Raw genomic sequence first — 20,158 nt, 5'->3', positions numbered from 1 at the left:
TTGCAGTAGGCGCCCTTTGTGCGCGAATTCTCCGGCTTTTCCCCATTGATAGCGCAAAGCTCATCCAGAGGCTGAATTACGCCTTGCATCCTGCATTTTTGCAAATGCACCGGCTTTGCGGATTGCACAGATCCGTCATGCTTTGCAAAATCGCACTTTCATTTTGCGCGAATGCAATTGCACTAACGCAGCCTGGATTGGCTAAGTGGCCTCTTGATTTTGCGTTTTTAGCGCCTTTACAATAAGTTAACTGGCGAGCTTGAAAGCATCAAGGCGAAAATTAAGAGAATTTTCAGAAATGCGGCGAGCCGTGCCTGACTGCAGCAGGAGCCGTTCGTCTCAAAAGAAAGCGGGCCGGAAGATCCGGCCCGCTAACACGGTTACCCAGTTCCGCTTCAGGCGGGAAGGTGAATGTTGAACTGCTGCCGGATCGCCATGTCTGTTTCCGCATCAAAGCGGGCGGCAGCGCGCTCAGAGAGGATCTTCTCCTTTTTGGCAACGGCCTTGGCGATCAGGTCCGGCTTGTCACGCTCTGCCCATTCTTTGGGGGACGTGCGGTCGCCCAGATCGGGGTAGACGTAATCGACCTGCATGCGGCCGAGGGTTTGATCGGTGCCGAGGTAGTGACCAGGCCCGCCCAGGCAGGTGGCGCGCATCTGCTCCAGCGCAAGGGTTTCATCATTAACCTCAATCCCGCGGACACAGCGCTGTGCCTGGCCCAGCAGGTCGTTATCAAGGATCAGCGATTCCAGGCAAAATCCCAACAGCGATGCGTGCATGCCGGCCGCCTCATAAACCATGTTGAGCCCCGACAGGCCGGCCATGACGGCGGAGCACATCTGCTCCCAGCCAGCCTGCATATCCGGCAGTTTAGAGTCCGAGGCGCCGGCTGCGGCACCGCCAGGAAGATCGTAAAACTTGTGCATCTGGGCGCAGCCTGCGGTCAGCAGCGCCTGCTCGCCTGAGCCGACAGACATCGCACCGGTGCGCAGGTCCAGACCGAAAGGCCATGTGCCGAAAATTGCAGGGGCACCGGGCTTTACGGCATTTACATAAACCAGACCCGCGAGGCATTCGGCAACAGCCTGGGCGATCGCGCCAGCGATGGTGGACGGGGCTGTGGCACCAGCCATGCCCGCAGACAGCAGCAGCACCGGCATGCCGCCCTTAATGCACTCCTCCATCACTTCGCAGGACTCGGTTGCGAATTTCATTGGCGGAACGACAAAGCAGTTGGAGTTCGACACAAACGGGCGTTCGCGCCATTTATCCTCGCCGCCTGCAATCATGTGCAACAGTTCCAGGCCGGGTTTCACAAAGGCCGGCTCAGTGAAGGACACGCCGACATGCTTGGTGGTGCCGGCCGTCGTCGCATAGATTGAGTTCAAGTCCATTTCGAGGTTGTCGGGTATGTCGCGGCAGACCATCGGGCGCTGAACAAAGTGGATGTTGTCGAGCCGATCGCAGATGCGGGCGGCATCATGCAGGTCTTGGACGGTCGAGTCGCGGTACACCCGGCCTGCAACATCCACCATGCTGACAGCAGCGCCTGCGGTGCCGTAATGCACGCGGCCGCCGGACAGCTGCAGGTCGTTCTTGCCGTCGCGGCTGTGGAGCGTAACGGAGCGGTTGGCTTTGGCGATGGTGTCTTCGACCAACGCGCGGGGGAAGCGGATGCGGCCGTCGCCGCCCAGGATGCAGCCTGCCGCGGTCAGGTAGTCAATACCGCTTTGCGGCGCATCGGCAAGGCCGATTTCCTCGAGAGCGGTGAGGGCCGCTTCGTGTATTTTCTCCATATCCGCCTGGCTGAGCATTTTCAAAGCGGTGGATTCCATGCCGGGACGGACCGGGCGCAAATGGTCGGGCAGGGCTGCGGCGCGTGCTGCACGGCGCGCATTGCGGCCGCCGCTGCGGGTGGCGCGGGTGGAGGAGGCTTGGTCGTTCATGGGGGAGCCTTTTGGCAGGTGTTGTTGAAATGTCCGGTGATTTCAACTTAGTGCGGCCGGCCTCTGGCTGCGCGGCCCCGCGCTGCACCGATGGTGCGGCAGATGAGGCTGACTTGGCTGCGTTCTTCCTGCATGGGAGCTCCCGTTTCATTCGCGCCAGTGTGCCATGCGTTTGCGGCGTTTCTTGTCCGATAGCGACCAGGGTGAAAAAAACGACACATTTTTCACAAAGGTTGGTCTGAGCGTTCCTGATGAAGGGTATGGCCGCAATGGACGTTGTCAATCTCGGCTGCAGTCGGTGAAATTGCTGCCAACTGGAGGGTTTGATAAAATTTTAGGCGCTTTGGGGAACGGAATATTAATCATTAATTGCCATAGTGGCTGCCAGGGGCTGCGCGCTGAAAGGCGCTATCAAGAAGGCAAAACTCAATGCCGATGGTTAAAAAGACCGTGTTTTTCCGAATCTTGGCCGCGTCATGTGCCCTTGCCGCCGCAGACGGCCAGCCTGCTTTTGCTGACGAAGCTGCAAATAAACCGTTCCAAGCAGCAGAAAAGGCGGCTTCAGCGGGCGCTGCAGTTGACGCACGCAGTTTTCAGTTCTCTTTGGGCCAGGGCGCTGGCGGCCTGTTGTTCGGCGGAAGCCTTGCAACCGGGCAAACCGGCGTTTTGACGCGCGCAATCCAAGCAGATGAAACCCATCAGCTGCGACTGCAGGCCGGGTACGAGTTCGGCCAGACGACCGGTTTCGTGACCGTTGGCGGCGTACAGGCAGAAGCGTCCGGGGGCCGGCGGCTGGGCCCCTTATTCGGGCTGGGCATGCGGGTTTCCCTGAACCGGATGCTGCAAGTCACCGGAGAGCTGCTGCATCATGAGGCCGGGCCGCGGGACGGCGGTGCCGGGCGTTCTGGAGAAACACTGTCGGTCAGCGCTGCTTTCCGGTTTTGACGGTGCACTTGCGCTGCGCAGCAGCGAGGCGAGCTGCTAGGAAATAGAGAACGGGTTTTCAATGGGCTGGCGGAAAGCTGCTGGCCCGCATTGGCAAGAAAGCGCGCGCTTGTGTGTGCTTTCGGCTAGTCCCCGCCAATTCGGGGGGCTGCTTCTGATGCAGCACTGGAAGTTACGCTGCAGAGACCTTTTGTAGGCGTCAACGGCGCACATGAAGCGCCGGTACTGCAAAAGGAGAAGTCTGAATGACTCGTTTCGTAGCTATGACAGCCATCGCAACCGTAATGGGCAGTGCGGCGTTTGCCGGCAACCTGGTGGAGCCGGTGGTTGAACCCGCCCCGGCGCCTGCGCCGGTTGTGATCAATGAAGGCGGCGACTGGACCGGTTTCTATCTGGGTGGCCAGGTCGGCCAGCTGGACGCGGACGCCGACAACGGCGCCTCCGGTGATGACACCTCTTATGGTGTGCATGCTGGCTACAACCATGATTTCGGCCGTTTCGTTCTGGGCGGCGAACTGGATTATGACAAAACCGACCTGGATCTGAGCGGTGAAACCATCGATTCCGTCGCCCGCGCCAAGGTGAAAGCCGGTTATGACTTCGGTAAGGTGCTTGCCTATGTGACCGGCGGTGTGGCGGAAGCCGACTCTTCGATCGGCAGCGAAACCGGCGAATTCTATGGCGTCGGCTTGGCCTACCAGGTAACCGATCAGTGGCAGATCGGCGGCGAAGTGCTGGAGCATGACTTTGACGAGTTCGGCGACTCCGGCGTCGGCGGCGATGCGACCTCGGTGGCGCTGCGCGCATCGTTCAAATTCTAAGCTGACACAAACACCGGCGCAGCAGCCCTGGCCCGCTGCGCCGCTGGCCGCCCGGTCTGTTCCCAAGGCAGACGGGGCGGCCTTTGCTGTTTCAGGGTCAAGGGGCTTGGCGCAGCCTCAGCCCCGTGCTAAGCAGCCTGTATGAACCAGATGAGCACCGCCATTATCTGCTGCATTACCTGCTGACATTTCAGCGGGCTGGTTTCTGTCGTTTTCATTTCCTTGACAAGTTGCTAAGCCCGCGCTGCGCGCAATGGTAGTGCCTGCTGGCATCGGCAGGGCATGGAAAAGGAACCGGGCATGGGAACCAAGGACACAGTGATCAAGCTGCAAAACACGAAGACCCGCAAGAAAGAGGTCTTTGAGCCGATCGACGCCGAAAACGTGCGGATGTATGTCTGCGGCCCGACAGTGTATGACCGGGCGCATCTGGGCAATGCCCGTCCGGTGGTGGTTTTTGATGTTCTTTACCGCCTTCTGCGCGAAGTTTATGGCGCGGATAAAGTGACTTACGCCCGAAACTTCACCGACGTGGATGACAAGATCAATGCCCGCGCTGCCGAGAGCGGCCGGCCGATCGGCGACATCACTGCAGAGACGACGCAGTGGTTCCTGGATGACATGGGCGAGCTTGGCGCGCTGGAGCCGAACCACATGCCGCGTGCGACCCAGTATATCCCGCAGATGGTGGCGATGATCGAGGAGCTGATCGCCAAAGGCCACGCCTATGCCGCCGAAGGCCATGTGCTGTTCGCCGTCGACAGCTGGAAAGAGCTTTATGGCAAATTGTCTGGCCGTTCGGTGGATGACATGATTGCAGGCGCTCGGGTTGAGGTGGCACCCTACAAGAAAAACCCGATGGATTTTGTGCTGTGGAAGCCGTCCAGCGATGACCTGCCAGGCTGGGACAGCCCCTGGGGGCGCGGGCGGCCGGGCTGGCATATCGAATGCTCGGCCATGTCCTATGAGCTGCTGGGCGAGACCTTCGACATCCACGGTGGCGGCAACGACCTGATGTTCCCGCACCACGAGAATGAAATTGCGCAAAGCTGCTGCGCAAATGGCGATGACAGCTTTGCACGGTACTGGCTGCATAACGAGATGCTGCAGGTTGAAGGCAAGAAAATGTCCAAGTCCCTGGGCAACTTCTTCACCGTGCGCGACCTGCTGGACCAGGGGTATCCGGGCGAGGTGATCCGGCTGGTGTTCCTGCAGACCCATTACCGCAAGCCGATGGACTGGACCGACAGGAAGGCCAAGGAGGCCGAAGCGACGCTGCGCAAGTGGCGGGCGCTGACGGCGGGCATCGAACCCGCGTCCAGCGCTGCTGCCGCGGTCCTGGAGGCGCTGGCGGATGATCTCAATTCTGCAGGCGCGATTGCCGAACTGCATAAGCTGGCCGCGGCCGGCGACGCCGCCGGGCTGCTGGCATCGGCGCAGATGCTGGGGCTGCTGACGGAGGAGATGGGCGCCTGGGACGTGAAAGTTGTTTCTACAGGAGTCGAAATCCAAGTCGCAGCCCTGATCGAAGCCCGTAGAGCAGCAAAGGAAAGTAAGAATTTTGCAGTTGCAGACGAAATAAGAGATGGGTTGAAAGCGGCTGGTGTTTTGTTGAAAGACACATCCGAAGGCGTGGAATGGGAAGTCTCGCAGCTAGATACTATGAATTCAGTTGCAGCAAGAGCCAACAGAGCGACAGCCACGGAAAGTGATGATGAAGCTGTTTTCTGGTCTCAAGTTCTGAGTAAAATGCAATCCGGACAGCATCCTTGCAAAGAAAACCAGTCAACTATGATTGAAAAACTCTATCAAAAGTTTGTTTCATGAGCAGGGAACGCCTCTATCTTTACGACACAACCCTGCGGGACGGGCAGCAGACTCAGGGCGTGCAGTTCTCGACCGAGGAAAAGAAGCAAATCACGCAGGCGCTGGACCAGCTGGGCGTTGACTACATCGAGGGTGGATGGCCGGGCGCGAACCCAACAGACAGCGCGTTCTTTGGTGAGGTGCCGGAAACCCGCGCCACTATAACTGCCTTCGGCATGACCAAGCGGGCCGGACGGTCGGCGGAAAACGATGATGTGCTGGCGGCGGTCATGAATGCAGGCACCCCGGCGGTTTGCCTGGTTGGTAAAAGCCATGATTACCATGTGACCCATGCGCTGGGGATCACGCTGGAAGAGAACCTGGAAAACATCCGTGCCTCGGTCGCTCACATTGCGGCGCAGGGACGCGAGGCACTGTTTGACGCCGAGCATTTCTTTGATGGCTACAAGGACAACCCCGAATACGCCTTGGCGGCCTGCCGCGCAGCGCTGGAAGCCGGTGCACGCTGGGTGGTGCTGTGCGATACCAATGGCGGCGCGCTGCCTGCGGAAGTTCACCGGATCGTTAGCGACGTTGTTGCGGCCGGAGTTCCAGGTGAGAAACTGGGCATACATACCCATAATGACACGGAAAATGCCGTGGCTTGCTCTCTGGCTGCCGTCGACGCCGGGGCGCGGCAGATTCAGGGCACGCTAAACGGCTTAGGGGAGCGCTGCGGTAACGCCAACCTGACCGCACTAATCCCGACGCTGCTGCTGAAGGAACCCTATGCCGGTAAATTCGATACCGGTGTAAGCCTGGAAGCGCTGGCGGGGCTGACCCGGACCAGCCGGATGCTGGACGATATCCTGAACCGGGTTCCTGTGCGCCAGGCGGCCTATGTGGGGGCCTCGGCCTTTGCCCATAAGGCGGGGCTGCACGCCAGTGCGATCCTGAAAGACCCCTCCACTTATGAGCACATCGAGCCGGGCCAGGTAGGCAATGCCCGGGTTATCCCGATGTCGAACCAAGCCGGGCAGTCGAACCTTCGTAAGCGGCTGACTGATGCCGGTTTGAGTGTCGAGAACGGCAACCCGGCGCTGGCGCGGATCCTGGAGCGGATCAAGGAGCGTGAGGCTGAGGGCTATTCCTATGATACTGCGCAGGCCTCTTTCGAGCTGCTGGCACGCAATGAGCTGGGTCAGCTGCCGGACTTCTTTGAAGTCAAGCGTTACAAGGTCACCGTTGAGCGGCGCAAGAACAAGTACAACCGCATGGTCAGCTTGTCCGAGGCGGTGGTTGTGGTGAAGGTTGATGGTGAGAAACGCCTGTCAGTCAGTGAATCCTTGGACGAAACCGGCAGCGATCGCGGCCCCGTCAACGCGCTGGCACGGGCGCTGAGCAAGGACCTGGGGCGCTATTCCGCGCAACTGGAGGATATGCGGCTGGTGGATTTCAAGGTGCGGATCACCCAAGGCGGCACCGAGGCGGTTACCCGGGTCATCATCGACAGTGAAGACAGCCAAGGCCATCGCTGGTCCACCGTCGGGGTCAGCCCGAACATACTCGATGCCTCTTTCGAGGCGTTGCTGGATGCAATCCGCTGGAAGCTGATCCACGACGGGCAGGCGGATGCAGTTTGACGCCGACCTGACGGCCTGCGCAGAGCTGGTTCAGAAAAGCGATCCGGACAGGTTTCTAGCTACCATGGCAGCGCCGGTCCAGGCGCGGCCGCTGCTGTTTGCGCTGTATGCTTTCAACATTGAGCTGGCGCGGGCGCCCTGGGCCAGCCAGGAAAGCATGATTGCGGAAATGCGGGTGCAATGGTGGCGCGATGTGGGGGCGGAAATTGCGGAGGGCAAGCCGGTCCGCCGTCACTATGTGGCAACGCCCTTGGCGCGGCTGCTGAAGCCGGAGCTGGCTGTTTGTATCGACGGGATGGCCGCGGCGCGGCGCTGGGATATTTACAAGGATCCCTTTGAGAACCAGGCAGAATTTGACCGTTATGTCGACCGGACCAGCGGGTCACTGATGTGGATGGCCGCAGCGTCTTTGGGGCAGGCGGATGAGGCTGCCGTCAGGGACTTTGGCTATGGTGCGGGAGTCGCCAGCTGGCTGCGTGCGATCCCGGAACTGGAGGCGCAGAAGCGGATCCCGTTGCTGGACGGCACCTTGGAGGGTGTGCAAGCTTTGGCGCGCAAGGGTCTGGAAAAGCTAACTAAAGCGCGCGTCCAGCGTGCCGTAGTTTCGAAACCTTCTGGGGCTGCCTTGTTGGCGGGCTGGCAGGCCGAGGCCGTTCTGAAACAGGCAATCCGGGAGCCTGAGCGAGTGGCCCAGGGCGCCCTTGGCCAAAGCGAGTTCCGGCGCCGGTCGGGGCTGATGCGCCGGGCGGTCTTCGGGCGCTGGTAAAGAAGAACTGTTATGAAACAGGAAAGGCGCCCCTGTGGGCGCCTTTCCTGTTTTTCCTGACTTCCAAGCTGGACCGGTCAGGCCTCTTTGGGCCGCATCACCAGCCAAACCAGCGCGCCGCCGGCCAGCACCAGGAAGGGCGCCATGGCCATATTGACTGCGTTCCAGCCATCCACGGGATTGCCGCCGGAGCAGTTCATCAGTCCGCCGGAGGCCAGCGAAGCCATGGTGACACCGCCGAACACCAGTAGGTCGTTTAAGCCCTGCATCCGGCCGCGCTCATAGCTTTCATGTGCGCCGGCCAGCATGGTTGTTGCGCCGATGAAGCCAAAGTTCCAGCCCACGCCAAGCAGCACCAGAGCGATAAAGAAGTTCTCCAGATCGACTCCCTGCAGCGCCACCGCGCCGGCACCGGCGAGGATCACCAGACCTGCGGCAACGATCTTTTCCACGCCGAAGCGGGCAATCAGATGGCCGGTGAAGAAGGATGGCACATACATCGCCAGAACGTGGGAGGTGACCACATCCGCGGCGTTGCCCTCGGTGAAACCGCAGCCAACCACGGCCAGCGGGGTTGAGGTCATTACCAGATTCATCAGCGCGTAGGAAACCATGGCGCAGATCACGGCAACGGCGATGACTGGCGTTTTCAATAGCTCCACGCGGCTGCGGCCCTTGGGGCTGTCCTGACTGGGTGCGGGCGGTTTGGGGATGTCCAGAAACAGGAACAGCGCCGCGCCCAGAACGTTTACGGCTATCACCGCCAAATATGTGCCAAGGAACGGAATAACAAAGGCTTGACTGGTGGCCTTCACAATCTGCGGGCCAATAACCGCTGCGGCCAGCCCCCCCGCCATCACATAAGAAATCGCCTTGGGGCGGAATGCGTCGGAAGCGGTGTCTGCCGCAGCAAAGCGGTAGAAGCCGTGCGCGCTCATGTAGACGCCGGTCAGCAGGCTGCCGAGCAGGAAGATGGGGAAAGAGCCGAGATACAACCCGTAAGCACCAACCAAGCCGCCAACAGCACCAAAGGCGGCACCGGTATAGAAACCGGCGCGGCGTCCCCAGCGCTGCATGATTGCCGAGACCGGCGTGGCCGCCAGCATCGAGCCGCCCACGATCAGCGATATGGGCAGCGTCGCAAAGCAGGGGTTGGACGCCAGCGACTGGCCGGCCAGGCCGCCGACGATGAAGATCATCGGCATCTGAGCGCCGAGGATCGCCTGGGCCAGAACCAGGATGGCAACGTTTTTCTTGGCGACCGCGTCGCTGGGGGTGGTCATGGTCATGCTCATATGGGATGCGTAGCGGTGAACCGGAGGCGGGGCAAGGCGCTTGCCGCGCTAGTGGGCCGCCGTGCTGCCGCGGTCAAAGGGGGTGACGTGGCGTCAGATCAGCCAAGATTTCTGCCGGGTGCAGGCCGGATCATTCAATGCAATGACTGCGTTAGTGAGGGGGCGGACTGGCTGGCGGCGCAGGACCGCCGTTTTGCCGAAGCGCTGGCGCTGACCGGCCCGCTGCCCCTGCGGCGCAAGCCCGAAGGGTTTGCAGAGTTGTTGAGCGCAATTGTCAGCCAGCAGGTGAGCGTGGCTTCCGCCAGTGCGATCTGGAAGCGTATGAAAGCCGCGAAGTTAACCGGCCCGCGCAAAATTCTTTGGGCAACGAACGAGGACCTGCGCGCGGCCGGCCTAAGCCGCCAGAAAATCCGTTACGCCCGGGCGCTGGCCGAGGCGCGTATTGATTTCAAGGCGTTGCGAAATGCTCCTGATGCGGAAGTGATTGCCACACTGGTTCAGGTGCCGGGGATTGGCGTCTGGACCGCGGAGATTTATGCGATGTTCTCGCTGGGGCGGGCGGATGTATTTGCCCACGGGGATCTTGCCCTGCAGGAGGCCGCGCGGGTCTTGTTTGATCTGCCCGCACGCCCGAAGGAGCGGGAGATGCGGCAAATCGCAGAGGAGTGGTCGCCGTGGCGGTCGGTTGCGGCGCGCATCCTGTGGGCCTATTACCGGGTGGCGAAGGACAGGGAAGGAATCCGATGACTCGTGTACTGAATGCCGGCCGCAAGGAGCCGCTCTCCGGCGACACCCGCTCTGTTGTGGTGTTCCTGCATGGCTACGGCGCCAATGGCGCAGACCTGCTGGGGCTTGCCGATCCGCTGGGCGAACATCTGCCGGATACTCTGTTTGTTGCACCCGATGCGCCTGAGGCCTGTGCCGGTGCGCCGCTCGGCTTTCAGTGGTTCCCGATTCCCTGGATCGACGGGTCATCGGAGGAGGAAAGCATGCGCGGGATGCAGGCCGCAGTGGAGGATCTGAACGCCTTTCTGGATGCACTGATGGTGGACGAGGATGTGCTGCCAGAACAGGTTGTGCTGTTTGGTTTCAGCCAGGGCACCATGATGAGCCTGCATGTCGCGCCGCGGCGCGAGGATGCGGTGGCCGGGATTGTCGCGTTTTCCGGCCGTCTGCTGGCCCCGGAACTGCTGAAGGATGAGGCCCTGTCCAAAATGCCTGTGCTGCTGGTGCACGGCGATCAGGACGATGTGGTGCCGGTACAATCGCTGCCGGAAGCCGCTGAGGCGCTGCAGGAGGCCGGTTTCCAGGATGTCTTTGCCCATATCCAAAAGGGCACCGCCCATGGTATCGCTCCGGACGGTCTGAGTGTGGCGCTGGCCTTTATGCGGGATAAACTGAGCCTGTAAGCTCTCGGTTTGGCACTGGGCTGTTCTGTGGGTCGTTAGGCCCACAGATGCGGCTCAGCAATCTCCAAAGAATTCCCGGCCGGATCCCGGAAATAGACTGAGCGCGCGCCGCTGGGCCAATCAAACTCGGCCTCGATTTCCACCCCAGCCGCCAGCAGCCGCGCCCGCATCTTCAGCAGGTTTTCCCGGGTTTGCATGAAACACAAATGCCCCGGTCCATGTGCGCCATGCGGCGGCACCGGCAATCGCGGATTTCCGGGCGGCTTCACGGTTTCGGCGGCATTGAACAGAAGCACAACAGAATTGCCGCAGCGAAAAAATACATGCCGGTTGCCGAGCCGCTGGATGCGTTCCAGCCCCAGAAGCCTGCCGTAGAAGTCTTCAGCCGCGTCCAGGTCGCCGACGTACAGCGACGCTTCCAGAATGGCATCGGGGGCAGGGGCATGTGGCAGCATGCCGGCAGGGTATCAACGGCGGCGCGGCCTGTCACCTGCCGGGCCGCGGGGGCGGGCGGTCTTGGCTTTGCGCGGCGGTTTCTGCGAAGGTTTGGGCGGGCCCGGCACACGGGGCGGCTCCAGATCCTCCCAGTCGCCTTGCGCCAGCCCGTCCAGCGTCCAGGCGCCGATGCTATAGCGGATCAGCCGCAAGGTGGGATGCCCAACAGCCGCCGTCATCCGCCGCACCTGGCGGTTGCGCCCTTCACGGATGGTAAGCGCGACCCAGCTGTCGGGGACGGTTTTGCGAACCCGGACAGGCGGGGTGCGGGCCCATAGCCCGGGCGGTTCCGGTATTACCTGAACTTTGGCAGGCCGGGTTCTTCCGTCATTCAGATCAACGCCTTCCGCCAGAATCTTGAGCGCCTCGGCGCTTGGAAGGCCTTCCACCTGCACCCAGTAGGTCTTGTCCATCTTGTGCTTGGGATCTGTGATCCAGGACTGTAAGCGGCCGTTGTCCGTCAGCAGCATCAGCCCTTCGCTGTCGCGGTCAAGGCGGCCGGCGGCATAGACGCCAGGGCAGTCGATGTACCGGCTGAGCGTTGCGCGCGGGCTGTCCTGGCTGCCGCGGTCGGTGAATTGCGGCAGCACATCATAGGGTTTGTTGAAACGGATCAAACGGGTCATGGCAGGGCAATAGGCGGGCAGGGAAGGCAGGGCAAGAGGCCTGAGGCGCGGCTGCCTGTGGATAACTGTCACCGCAGTGTTACTTGACGGGGCTAGCATGCTCCCGACATGTTGTGGGTCATTGGGGCTTGTCAGGTGCCAACCACGATATATAGTCAAAGTCAGGCTGGGGCGGGTTCCCCGCTCTGGTTCCGGGAAACGGAAGATCAGGGCGAGGAAGACGTTCAAAAATGGATGGCGATTTCAGAGCAGAGTTTGTCAGATCTCCAGGGGCGCTGAAACAGCACCCCGCGCTGGTGCTGAATGCGGATTACCGGCCGCTTTCATACTACCCGCTTTCTTTGTGGTCCTGGCAGGATGCGGTCAAAGCAGCCTGGCTCGACAGGGTGGCCATTGTGGCCGAGTACGACGAGGTGGTGCACAGTCCGAGCACTGCGATCCGAATACCGTCTGTGGTGGTTCTGAAAGATTATGTGAAACCTCAAAAGCGCGTGGCCTTCACGCGCTTTAATTTGTTTTTACGGGATGAATTCTGCTGCCAGTACTGCGGCAGCAAGGGCGATCTGACGTTTGACCATGTGGTTCCGCGCGCCGCCGGCGGTGTGACCAGCTGGGAAAACGTGGTTGCAGCCTGCAGCCCCTGCAACCTTAGGAAAGGGTCCAAGTCGCTGCACCGGGCTGGGATGTCGCTGCGCAAACCGCCGCGGCGCCCAGGGGCGGAGGAGCTGCGCAACACGGGGCGCAAGTTCCCGCCCAACCATTTGCATGAAAGCTGGATGGACTTTTTATACTGGGATACTGAGCTGGACGCTTAGGCTGAGCCGTCAGGCACGGCGCTGAACCGGTTGCAGACCCGGGGCCGCTATCATGATCGGCAGTGGTGCTCAGCAGAGCGGTGCACTGGCGGGGGCGGTCGTGTTGTTACAAGATAAGTGTTTTGCGGGTGGCAAAAAGGCCATTTGGCCTTTTCTCCTTGTTCTGCGTTCCCAAAGCGGGCCTATTCGCCGGCCAGCTCCATCACCGCGTCCAGATGGCTCGTCGCAAACGGCCGCGTGAGCATTGGCAGGTCTTGCAGTTCGGGATCCCTGCTTTCGCCATTGACCAGAATAATGCGCCAGCCCTTGGCACGGGCCGTAAACAGCCAGTCGCGGGCTACCGGATCGCTAATGGAAAAGGCGAAGAACACCAGCCGCGGCGTCGGCGTTCGGTCATCAAGAAAGGTGGTGCAAAGCTCGATCTTCGTGGCGCTCAATACATTGTCCAGCCCGCGGCGTACAAGATAATCGGTGATGTCCACGGCCTCCAGCGCGTTCCCGCTCAGGATCAGGATGGGTGCTTCCGCACCGGTATTCTCAGTACCCATAAGGTCTCCTCAAGTTATGAAGGAGCCATGCCACCGGTGTCCGAAACGGTCATTAAACTGTGACATATCAAGCGGAAATAGCGTCCACTTAGAAATTGTCTAGTCATATATGGCTTTGTGCCGTGCAAGTGTTGCCGTGAACAAAGTGAAAACTTTGTAATGGATTGAAATAAAGTGGAAAAATTGACGGCAGTATCGATGGCCGCCGACGTGAACTAAAATTGACTGGCCGTCTTCTGCACCAGGATGCGGTTTAGGTAGGGTGTCATGGATTAAATGCCGCGGAAAGCTCAGCGGCGGGTTTCAGATCACCTTCGTCAAGGGGTCGTCAGCCGCGTCCTTTGCGGCACCGGGCTGCGGCTCCAGCAAAACCCCAAGCCACAACAGCAGCGGCAGCGCCACGAAGGCGCCCACCGGCCCCCACAGCCACAGGCCAGAGACAATCGACAGGAACACCAGCAGCGGGTTAATTGCCATGCGCTGGCCGACCACTAGCGGCGTGACGATATTGGCCTCCGCCATGTTGAGAGCGAGAAAGGTCAGCGGCGGCAGCACGGCATAGGCTCCGTGGAACTGGAGAATGCCGCCAAGCGCCAGCCCCGCGGCGACCAGCAGCGGACCGAGGTACAGAACGTAATTGAGCAATCCCGCAGCCAGCCCCCACAAAAGAGCATATTCTACCCCCAGTGCCATCATTGCCGCCGCAGTTGCGGTGCCCAGTCCCGTATTGACCAGCGTGATCGCCGCAAAATAACGCGCCACGACAGTGTCCGCGTGCCTCAGCCGGTCCTTAAGCGGTCCGGTCAGGCGGTAGAGATCGTTACGCGTCAGGGTGAAAAAGAACAGGGTGCCGACAAATATGAACACCTGCGAAACAAAGCTGGGTGCCAGCCACAGCGCATCTCCCACCGAGGGGATTGCGGTCTGGGGCTCCACCGCTTCGGCGCCGACGCTTTCCTCTATTCCCTGGCTGATCGTTTCGATCCCGCGCAGCAGATGCGCTGCCTCGCCGATCAGCCGTGCCATCACTGCCTTGATGCGGGGCAGTTCCTCGATCAGCACGTCGATCAGCGGTTCGATCAGCAGCAGGATCACCGCCACGAACAGTGTGGACAGCAAAAGCAGCGTAAGGGCAATCACCAGCCGCGGCACCCCGTAGCGCGCCAGCTTGTCCGCCACCGGTGACACCACAACGCCCAGAACCAAAGCAAAACTCATCGGCGCCAGGATCTGTTGCGCCAGCTGCAAGGCCGTTGCGACTGCGATGATCGTCAGCATCAGCAGCATGACCCGCACACCGCGGCTGCTGAGCGCTGTTGTCAGAACACCGGGCACGGGGTCAGCGTGCAGCGTTCTGCGGCGGGCTGCTTGCGGCTTCCAGCCGTGCGCTGGCCTTGCTGTGCAGGCGGTCCATTTCCTCGCGCAGGGCGGCTTCGGCCTTGGCGGCCAGCGCGTCGCGGTGCGCGCCCAGCAGCTCGTCCTCGCGGCGGGTGGCAGGCAGCAGCGCGCCGATCAGGGCGCCAAGGCCAAGCGCGATCGCACCGGCCGCCAGCGGGTTGTCGTCATAGAAGCTGCGGCCGCGCGCCGCCGCCCGGGCGGCCTGGGCCTCGACCTTTTCCTGCGCCTGCAGCGCGGCGGTGCGCGCCGCCAGCACCCGTTTGCGGGCCGCATCGGGCAGCGCCTCCAGGCCTGCGTTCAGGGTCTCGCGCATCTTGCTGGTGCGGAAGTTTTCGTCACTCATCCCGGTCATCTCCTTCTTGATGGCGGCGTCTGCCGCCGCAACGCGGGCGTCAAACCCGCCCATGGCGGCCGCGGGCGGCACCGCCGCGGGGGCGGGTGCTGCGCGGGGCGGGCGGCGGCCGGTGCCGGTGAACATCAGCGCCAGCCCGGCGCCGGCCAGGACCAGCCCGGCCGGGTTGCGCCGCGCGGCGGCCATCGCCTGGCGGCCCAGTTCGCCGCCATAGCCGTTGGCGGCGGCGGCAATCTGCTGCGCCGCGGCCTGCGGCGCCACCGCGCCGGTCAGCCCGGACAGCGACGCGGCAAGGCGGCGGCGGTCGGCTTCGACCTGCTGTTCGAGGGTGTCAGTGCTGGGCATCAGCGGCCTCCTTGATCGTGGCGGCATCTTGTTTGACGTTGCGCAGCGTGCGCCCGGGCAGCAGCGCGCCGCTGCTGAGCCGCGCCCGGCCCGCAAGCACCAGCGCCAGCGCCGCCGCCAGCAGCGCGCCGCCAACGATCAGCGCCGCCAGCCCGGGGGCAAGGCCCGCGGCGGCGATCCAGGCAACCAGCGCCGCCGCCAGCACATGCACCCCGGCCAGCGCCAGCAGCGCAGCCCCGGCAATCAGCGCCAGCCCGGTGCCGGCGCGGGCGGCGTTCTCTTTCAGCTCCGCCTTGGCCAGGGCGGCCTCGCTGCGCAGCAGCGCGGCGAAACGGCGAAGCGTCTCGGTGAACAGTTCGGGGGCCTGGCGCAGATCAGGATCCGGCATCGGGCGCCTCCGGATGGATCGGCGCGGCAGCGGCGGCGCCAGGCTGCGGCGAAACGGGCTGCGGCGAAACGGGCTGCGGTGCGGCAGGCTGCGGCGTTACGGGCTGCGGCGCGCTCGCCTTGAGAAAGCGGGTGGCGGCAAAGCCAGCCAGCGCGGCGGCGCTCAGGAACAGCAGCGGATTGCGGCGGGCAAAGGCGCTCACCTCCTGCACGGTTTCCTCCAGATCGAGGCTGCGCACCTGGCGGGCGGCGTCCTCCAGATGGCCGGCCACGGCCTGGGCCGCCTGCGCCTGCATGCTGCCGGGATCAAAGGCCTGCGCCGCGGCCTCAGCGGCCTCGGCGGTGGCTTGAACCTCCCCGGCGGCCTGCGCCTGCGCGGCCCCGGCGCCTGCGCGGAGTTTTTCCTCCACGGCACCTTTGGCCTGGCGCCCCAGACCGGCGGCCTGGCTGCGCGCCTGCTGTTCCAGATCGGACGTATCGGTCATGTCATCTGCCTTTCTGCTGTCGGGCTGTCACAGGGGGAACGTGCGGGCGCGAAAATGTGCCGGACCGGTTCACTTTGCGCCTTCAGGATCGGACAGGAACGGCAGCCGGTTCAATGGCTGATGTAAAACGCCAAATACCCAGAGCGGACGTCAGCAGGATCAGCTGCCCGGCAAGTTCGTAGACCATGATATCCCCCTTGGAAATGTCGGTTCCGCAAGTGTAACGCGGACGACGAGGAGATGGTTCCTTGAATTCTGGACCGGTCCGGCTTCCGGCAAAAAAAAGACAAGCCGCGCATTGGCGCGGCGTGTCCAAGGTGTGTCTGGTTTGCGGGTCAGTAGCGCCTGCGTATCGCGAGCCCCAGCAGAATTCCGGCCCCAAGTGCGCCCGCGACGGCAATGCCTGGGTTCTTCTTTACGAAGTCCTGGGTTTGATCCGCGAGGCGTTGCAATTCTCCCGAGCTGTACTTCATCCCGGCATCCAAGTGTTCTTGCGCCGTTTGCACCGCCTGGGCAGCCTGTTCCTTGGCGCGGTCTGCCATGCTGTCAGCGGAAGCGTCTTTGGCGGTGGAAGTGCCTTTGGCGGCGGACTTGGTGGCGGGACGCTGCGTAGTTTCGGTCGTGCTGGTCATATCAACTTCCTTTTGGGTTTGGCTGATTTCCGGTCTGAGAAGGCGGGCTGGATCACTTGCGGATCAGGCGCAAGGCAATTAAAAAGATAAAGAGACCCAGGAAGATCACAAACAGGATCTTCGCGACCCCTGCCGATGCGCCTGCAATGCCGCTGAAGCCGAAGACGGCAGCGGTCAGTGCCACGATCAAGAATGTAATTGCCCAGCCAAGCATGTCTCTTGTTCCTGTTTCAGTTGCGCGCTGTTTTCAGCGCCGTCTGACAGAACAACGGCTGGGCGGGCGAATGGTTCCGTGAAGGCTGCTGCAATTGCAGAATGCTGGAGCTGGAACGGAAAACGGCCCCCGCCGGGAGAAAAGCGGGGGCCGTGGAAGGCGCGGCCAGGCTTTGGTCCAAATGCAGGATCAGCTTCCCGGTTCTGCCTAAGACCTGCAGGTGCGGTTCAGGTTCCTGGCAGGAAATGCTTGTTTTCCGGCTGCAGGCAGGATGGGCCCGGCGCGCGGCGAAGTCAGCCTTTGGCCCGCTGGAGCATGCCGAACAGGTCACGCGGATCATCGGGATCGGCCAGCATGTCAAGGTCGATGAAGTAATCAGTGCCCTTAATGCGGTCGCGGATGTAACGCAGTGCCGAGAAGTCCTCGATCGCAAAGCCGACGCTGTCGAACAGGGTAATCTGACGGTCGCCGGTCCGGCCCTGTTTTTTGCCGGAGATCACTTCCCACAACTCGGTGACGGGGAAATCTTCCGGCATCTGCTGGATCTCGCCCTCTATCCGGGTTTGCGGCGGGTATTCGACAAATACGTCTGATCGGTTGAGAATGCCTGCAGCCAGTTCGGTCTTGCCGGGGCAGTCGCCGCCGATAGCGTTGATATGCACGCCGCTGCCGACCATGTTGTCCGTCAGGATGGTGGCATACTGTTTGTCGGCGGTGCAGGTGGTGAGAATATGCGCGCCTTCAATGGCTTCTTCCGGTGTTTTGCAGGTAACAACTTCGATCCCCAGCCCCTGCAGATTGCGGGCGCATTTCTCAGTGGCCGCCGCGTCCTTATCATAAAGGCGCACGGATTTCAGGCCGACGATCGCCTTCATCGCCAGGGTCTGGAACTCAGACTGGGCACCGTTGCCGATCATAGCCATGGTGGTTGCGCCCTTGGGCGCCAGGTACTTGGCGGCCATGGCTGATGTCGCCGCGGTGCGCAGGGCGGTCAGCATTGTCATCTCGGTCAGCAGTACCGGATAGCCGGTGTAAACATCCGCAAGCAGGCCGAAGGCGGTGACGGTCTGCAACCCTTCGGATGTGTTCTTGGGGTGGCCGTTCACGTATTTGAATCCGTATGCCTCACCATCAGAGGTTGGCATCAGCTCAATCACGCCAACGTCCGAGTGGCTGGCAACGCGCGGAGTCTTGTCGAACAATTCCCAGCGCTTGAAGTCTTCTTCGACATACTCCGCCAGGTCGCGCAGCATCTGTTCGATGCCGGCATGATGAATGAGGCGCATCATGTTGTCGACGCTGACAAAAGGCACCAGGGCCTTATCTGAAGGCTGGGTCATGCGGATGTCCTTTCACGGGGGCTGAGGTGGATGCCTGCCAGCATGCAGCGCACCGACCCGCCTGCGGTTTCGATGGTTGGAATGGTAAGGGGGAGCAGTTCGGTGCTCTGTTCTATGATGGCGACCTGATCCGGACGCAGCACCTGCAGAGCTGTTGCGGAGAGCGCCAGAAGGCGTTTGCGGCCTGTCAGCTCCAGCGCGTTGCCCGCGAAACCGGCGATCTGTTCCGGCGTCAGGTCAATAACCTGGCGGCCGGTTTCTTCAAGCCGCGCCGCAACCTCTGCGCGGCGGGCGGGATCAGTGATCATATCCAGGCAGATCAGTGCGTATTCGGTACCGATGCCCATCAGGACATTGGTATGGTAAACATCGCGGCCTGCATCATCTTTGGCTTCGAACACCATGGGTTCAAAGTTGAAATGGGTGCAGAAACGTTCCAGCAGCACCGGATCGGCGCGGTTGGATCTTACCGTGTAGGCGATGCGCCCGATATGGTCGAACACCATGGCGCCGGTGCCTTCCAGCGAGAGGCTGTCTTGTTCCAGGCCGGAATAGTCGATCACGTCCTGGACCCGGTAGTTCCGCTTCAGGAGTTCGATGACGTCCCAGCGGCGTTCCCTACGGCGGTTTTCGGCGTACATCGGGTAAACCGCAACGTGGCCGCCGGCATGAGTGGAAAACCAGTTGTTCGGGAACACGCTGTCGGGTGTTTCGGTGCTGGTGTCGTCAAAAACATGAACCGTGACACCGGCGCCGCGCAAGGTGTTCACTGCGCCGTCAAACTCCGTCAAGGCTTGTGCAGAGGTGATCTCCGCTGAGGTATCCGCAAGCGATTGAAAGGCGTTATCACCCTGTGTTTCCGGATTTGAGCGGAAGTGGTGCGGGCGCACCATCACCACTGCAGAGGGCGCTTGCAGGCTGCTCACTGGTAGCTCCGTGTCGGGCGGTCAAAGACGCGGCGGCCAAGCGCGGAGGCGCAGAGGTCGACCATCAGGTGTGCAGTACGGCCGCGTTCATCAAGGAACGGGTTTAGTTCGACCAGGTCCAGCGAAGTCATCAGGCCGGAATCATGCAGGATTTCGCAGACCAGATGCGCCTCGCGCACGGTGGCGCCGCCGGGCACGGTGGTGCCGACCGCCGGGGCGACGGAAGGGTCTAGAAAATCGACGTCCAGAGAGACATGCAGCATGCCATTGGCCTGGGCGACCTGGTCCAGAAAGCGGTTCAGCGGCCCGGCAATGCCATTCTCGTCGATGTGGCGCATGTCGTGGGTTCGGATGGCACTGTCCTCCAGCGCCAGCCGCTCCTGAGTGTCGACAGAGCGCAGGCCGATCATGCACACATTTTCCTGCGGCACCGGGTTTTTCACTGCCGGAAAGCCTTCGAAACCGTTGCGGCCAGTAAAGTACCCGACCGGTGTGCCGTGCAGGTTGCCGCTGTCGGTCGTCTGCGGCGTGTGAAAATCGGTGTGCGCGTCGAGCCATAGGACATACAGCGGCCGGCCTGCCTGGGCGGCATGATTGGCGGCACCGGCAACGGATCCCAGCGACAGCGAGTGATCGCCGCCGAGAAAGACCGGCATGCCGCGCTCCAGCGCGTTTTCAGCGGCCTGCGCCAGGCGCGAGGTCCAGCCGATCGTCTCGTTGCGGGCATAGACCAGCTCGTCATTTCTATCCTCGGCGTGGGTGTCCGGGACCAGGTTGCCGAGGTCTTCCACGGTGTGGCCCAGGCTTTGCAGGGCTTCAGTGATTCCGGCGGTGCGGTAGGCGTCGGGGCCCATCAGGCAGCCGGCCCTGCGTTTGCCGCTGTCTACCGGGGCGCCAATCAGGATGCAGTGTTGTGAGGTCACTGTTTTGATCTCCCAAAATCTCAGGTTTAATACTAGAGACT

At 61.8% G+C, this 20,158-nt stretch carries 23 protein-coding genes; 9 read left to right on the top strand and 14 right to left on the bottom strand.

Translation table 11 applies throughout. The annotated features are described in order from the left end of the window. Nucleotides 1–395: 395 nt before the first annotated feature. Nucleotides 396–1,946: a trimethylamine methyltransferase family protein gene (locus AC5STB_RS17415; RefSeq protein ID WP_495444054.1), complete on the bottom strand. Its 1,551-nt coding sequence runs from the start codon at nucleotides 1,944–1,946 to the stop codon at nucleotides 396–398. Between the two features lie 184 nt (nucleotides 1,947–2,130). On the opposite strand from AC5STB_RS17415, the gene AC5STB_RS17410 reads away from it, so the two are divergent. The 6 genes from AC5STB_RS17410 (at nucleotide 2,131) to AC5STB_RS17385 (ending at nucleotide 7,927) form a co-directional block, all read left to right on the top strand. After that, entirely contained in the window at nucleotides 2,131–2,616 is a 486-nt protein-coding gene (locus tag AC5STB_RS17410; RefSeq protein WP_495444053.1) for a hypothetical protein, read from the top strand. Next, nucleotides 2,613–2,891 carry a hypothetical protein gene (locus AC5STB_RS17405; RefSeq protein ID WP_495444052.1) on the top strand — a complete coding sequence of 93 codons (279 nt, stop codon included), beginning with the start codon at nucleotides 2,613–2,615 and terminating at the stop codon, nucleotides 2,889–2,891. Before AC5STB_RS17410 ends, AC5STB_RS17405 begins: the two co-directional genes overlap by 4 nt. Nucleotides 2,892–3,136: 245 nt before the next feature. Continuing rightward, entirely contained in the window at nucleotides 3,137–3,712 is a 576-nt protein-coding gene (locus AC5STB_RS17400) for an outer membrane protein (protein ID WP_495444051.1), read from the top strand. Between the two features lie 300 nt (nucleotides 3,713–4,012). Then, nucleotides 4,013–5,539: a cysteine--tRNA ligase gene (cysS, locus tag AC5STB_RS17395; RefSeq protein ID WP_495444618.1), complete on the top strand. Its 1,527-nt coding sequence runs from the start codon at nucleotides 4,013–4,015 to the stop codon at nucleotides 5,537–5,539. Beyond that, nucleotides 5,536–7,161, top strand: coding sequence for a citramalate synthase (cimA, locus tag AC5STB_RS17390; RefSeq protein ID WP_495444050.1), 1,626 nt, complete (start codon nucleotides 5,536–5,538; stop codon nucleotides 7,159–7,161). The genes cysS and cimA overlap by 4 nt, the downstream gene beginning before the upstream one ends. Beyond that, nucleotides 7,151–7,927, top strand: coding sequence for a squalene/phytoene synthase family protein (locus tag AC5STB_RS17385; RefSeq protein ID WP_495444049.1), 777 nt, complete (start codon nucleotides 7,151–7,153; stop codon nucleotides 7,925–7,927). The genes cimA and AC5STB_RS17385 overlap by 11 nt, the downstream gene beginning before the upstream one ends. A 77-nt stretch (nucleotides 7,928–8,004) precedes the next feature. Here the strand turns inward: AC5STB_RS17385 and AC5STB_RS17380 are convergent, their stop codons facing one another. Next, nucleotides 8,005–9,222 (bottom strand): MFS transporter, encoded by a 1,218-nt coding sequence (locus AC5STB_RS17380; protein ID WP_495444048.1) that lies wholly within the window; start codon nucleotides 9,220–9,222, stop codon nucleotides 8,005–8,007. On the opposite strand from AC5STB_RS17380, the gene AC5STB_RS17375 reads away from it, so the two are divergent. Together AC5STB_RS17375 and AC5STB_RS17370 are read left to right on the top strand one after the other, a co-directional pair. Beyond that, nucleotides 9,223–9,969, top strand: a complete 747-nt coding sequence (locus AC5STB_RS17375; RefSeq protein WP_495444047.1) for a DNA-3-methyladenine glycosylase family protein — start codon at nucleotides 9,223–9,225, stop codon at nucleotides 9,967–9,969. Further along, nucleotides 9,966–10,631, top strand: coding sequence for an alpha/beta hydrolase (locus tag AC5STB_RS17370; protein WP_495444046.1), 666 nt, complete (start codon nucleotides 9,966–9,968; stop codon nucleotides 10,629–10,631). The genes AC5STB_RS17375 and AC5STB_RS17370 overlap by 4 nt, the downstream gene beginning before the upstream one ends. A 35-nt stretch (nucleotides 10,632–10,666) precedes the next feature. Here AC5STB_RS17370 and AC5STB_RS17365 read toward each other — a convergent pair whose 3' ends face one another. Together AC5STB_RS17365 and AC5STB_RS17360 are read right to left on the bottom strand one after the other, a co-directional pair. After that, nucleotides 10,667–11,086, bottom strand: a complete 420-nt coding sequence (locus tag AC5STB_RS17365) for a VOC family protein (protein WP_495444045.1) — start codon at nucleotides 11,084–11,086, stop codon at nucleotides 10,667–10,669. A 12-nt stretch (nucleotides 11,087–11,098) separates the two neighbouring features. Next, nucleotides 11,099–11,752: a pseudouridine synthase gene (locus tag AC5STB_RS17360; RefSeq protein WP_495444044.1), complete on the bottom strand. Its 654-nt coding sequence runs from the start codon at nucleotides 11,750–11,752 to the stop codon at nucleotides 11,099–11,101. A 230-nt stretch (nucleotides 11,753–11,982) separates the two neighbouring features. Between AC5STB_RS17360 and AC5STB_RS17355 the strand changes: the two genes are divergently transcribed. Continuing rightward, nucleotides 11,983–12,567 carry an HNH endonuclease gene (locus tag AC5STB_RS17355; protein ID WP_495444043.1) on the top strand — a complete coding sequence of 195 codons (585 nt, stop codon included), beginning with the start codon at nucleotides 11,983–11,985 and terminating at the stop codon, nucleotides 12,565–12,567. Between the two features lie 182 nt (nucleotides 12,568–12,749). Here the strand turns inward: AC5STB_RS17355 and AC5STB_RS17350 are convergent, their stop codons facing one another. From AC5STB_RS17350 to rocF, 10 genes are all read right to left on the bottom strand, one after another. Continuing rightward, entirely contained in the window at nucleotides 12,750–13,115 is a 366-nt protein-coding gene (locus AC5STB_RS17350) for a hypothetical protein (protein ID WP_495444042.1), read from the bottom strand. A gap of 303 nt (nucleotides 13,116–13,418) precedes the next feature. Then, nucleotides 13,419–14,402 carry an AI-2E family transporter gene (locus tag AC5STB_RS17345; protein WP_495444041.1) on the bottom strand — a complete coding sequence of 328 codons (984 nt, stop codon included), beginning with the start codon at nucleotides 14,400–14,402 and terminating at the stop codon, nucleotides 13,419–13,421. Between the two features lie 52 nt (nucleotides 14,403–14,454). Continuing rightward, nucleotides 14,455–15,210, bottom strand: a complete 756-nt coding sequence (locus AC5STB_RS17340) for a hypothetical protein (protein WP_495444040.1) — start codon at nucleotides 15,208–15,210, stop codon at nucleotides 14,455–14,457. Further along, a complete protein-coding gene (locus AC5STB_RS17335) occupies nucleotides 15,197–15,598 on the bottom strand; it encodes a phage holin family protein (RefSeq protein WP_495444039.1) in 402 nt (133 codons plus the stop codon). Before AC5STB_RS17335 ends, AC5STB_RS17340 begins: the two co-directional genes overlap by 14 nt. Next, nucleotides 15,585–16,082: a hypothetical protein gene (locus tag AC5STB_RS17330; RefSeq protein ID WP_495444038.1), complete on the bottom strand. Its 498-nt coding sequence runs from the start codon at nucleotides 16,080–16,082 to the stop codon at nucleotides 15,585–15,587. Before AC5STB_RS17330 ends, AC5STB_RS17335 begins: the two co-directional genes overlap by 14 nt. 335 nt (nucleotides 16,083–16,417) lie before the next feature. After that, nucleotides 16,418–16,714 carry a hypothetical protein gene (locus AC5STB_RS17325; protein ID WP_495444037.1) on the bottom strand — a complete coding sequence of 99 codons (297 nt, stop codon included), beginning with the start codon at nucleotides 16,712–16,714 and terminating at the stop codon, nucleotides 16,418–16,420. Nucleotides 16,715–16,766: 52 nt separating this feature from the next. Then, nucleotides 16,767–16,928: a DUF1328 domain-containing protein gene (locus tag AC5STB_RS17320; RefSeq protein ID WP_495444036.1), complete on the bottom strand. Its 162-nt coding sequence runs from the start codon at nucleotides 16,926–16,928 to the stop codon at nucleotides 16,767–16,769. Between the two features lie 293 nt (nucleotides 16,929–17,221). Then, complete coding sequence (ocd, locus tag AC5STB_RS17315; protein WP_495444035.1) at nucleotides 17,222–18,268, bottom strand: ornithine cyclodeaminase; 1,047 nt, start codon at nucleotides 18,266–18,268, stop codon at nucleotides 17,222–17,224. Further along, nucleotides 18,265–19,194, bottom strand: coding sequence for a citrulline utilization hydrolase CtlX (ctlX, locus tag AC5STB_RS17310; protein WP_495444034.1), 930 nt, complete (start codon nucleotides 19,192–19,194; stop codon nucleotides 18,265–18,267). The genes ocd and ctlX overlap by 4 nt, the downstream gene beginning before the upstream one ends. Next, entirely contained in the window at nucleotides 19,191–20,117 is a 927-nt protein-coding gene (rocF, locus tag AC5STB_RS17305; protein ID WP_495444033.1) for an arginase, read from the bottom strand. Before rocF ends, ctlX begins: the two co-directional genes overlap by 4 nt. Between the last annotated feature and the right edge of the window lie 41 nt (nucleotides 20,118–20,158).

It is taken from the genome of Leisingera sp. CC-HEC093, from assembly GCF_059429195.1.
This window is presented reverse-complemented; position numbering and strand designations above follow the sequence as displayed.

Excerpts from the sequence above, each read along its gene's own strand:
- AC5STB_RS17415 (WP_495444054.1), bottom strand. The coding sequence starts at position 1,946 with ATGAACGACCAAGCCTCCTCCACCCGCGCCACCCGCAGCGGCGGCCGC.
- AC5STB_RS17400 (WP_495444051.1), top strand. The coding sequence starts at position 3,137 with ATGACTCGTTTCGTAGCTATGACAGCCATCGCAACCGTAATGGGCAGT.
- cysS (WP_495444618.1), top strand. The coding sequence starts at position 4,013 with ATGGGAACCAAGGACACAGTGATCAAGCTGCAAAACACGAAGACCCGC.
- cimA (WP_495444050.1), top strand. The coding sequence starts at position 5,536 with ATGAGCAGGGAACGCCTCTATCTTTACGACACAACCCTGCGGGACGGG.
- AC5STB_RS17385 (WP_495444049.1), top strand. The coding sequence starts at position 7,151 with ATGCAGTTTGACGCCGACCTGACGGCCTGCGCAGAGCTGGTTCAGAAA.
- AC5STB_RS17380 (WP_495444048.1), bottom strand. The coding sequence starts at position 9,222 with ATGAGCATGACCATGACCACCCCCAGCGACGCGGTCGCCAAGAAAAAC.
- AC5STB_RS17375 (WP_495444047.1), top strand. The coding sequence starts at position 9,223 with ATGGGATGCGTAGCGGTGAACCGGAGGCGGGGCAAGGCGCTTGCCGCG.
- AC5STB_RS17370 (WP_495444046.1), top strand. The coding sequence starts at position 9,966 with ATGACTCGTGTACTGAATGCCGGCCGCAAGGAGCCGCTCTCCGGCGAC.
- AC5STB_RS17365 (WP_495444045.1), bottom strand. The coding sequence starts at position 11,086 with ATGCTGCCACATGCCCCTGCCCCCGATGCCATTCTGGAAGCGTCGCTG.
- AC5STB_RS17360 (WP_495444044.1), bottom strand. The coding sequence starts at position 11,752 with ATGACCCGTTTGATCCGTTTCAACAAACCCTATGATGTGCTGCCGCAA.
- AC5STB_RS17355 (WP_495444043.1), top strand. The coding sequence starts at position 11,983 with ATGGATGGCGATTTCAGAGCAGAGTTTGTCAGATCTCCAGGGGCGCTG.
- AC5STB_RS17350 (WP_495444042.1), bottom strand. The coding sequence starts at position 13,115 with ATGGGTACTGAGAATACCGGTGCGGAAGCACCCATCCTGATCCTGAGC.
- AC5STB_RS17345 (WP_495444041.1), bottom strand. The coding sequence starts at position 14,402 with ATGCTGCTGATGCTGACGATCATCGCAGTCGCAACGGCCTTGCAGCTG.
- AC5STB_RS17340 (WP_495444040.1), bottom strand. The coding sequence starts at position 15,210 with ATGCCCAGCACTGACACCCTCGAACAGCAGGTCGAAGCCGACCGCCGC.
- AC5STB_RS17335 (WP_495444039.1), bottom strand. The coding sequence starts at position 15,598 with ATGCCGGATCCTGATCTGCGCCAGGCCCCCGAACTGTTCACCGAGACG.
- AC5STB_RS17330 (WP_495444038.1), bottom strand. The coding sequence starts at position 16,082 with ATGACCGATACGTCCGATCTGGAACAGCAGGCGCGCAGCCAGGCCGCC.
- AC5STB_RS17325 (WP_495444037.1), bottom strand. The coding sequence starts at position 16,714 with ATGACCAGCACGACCGAAACTACGCAGCGTCCCGCCACCAAGTCCGCC.
- AC5STB_RS17320 (WP_495444036.1), bottom strand. The coding sequence starts at position 16,928 with ATGCTTGGCTGGGCAATTACATTCTTGATCGTGGCACTGACCGCTGCC.
- ocd (WP_495444035.1), bottom strand. The coding sequence starts at position 18,268 with ATGACCCAGCCTTCAGATAAGGCCCTGGTGCCTTTTGTCAGCGTCGAC.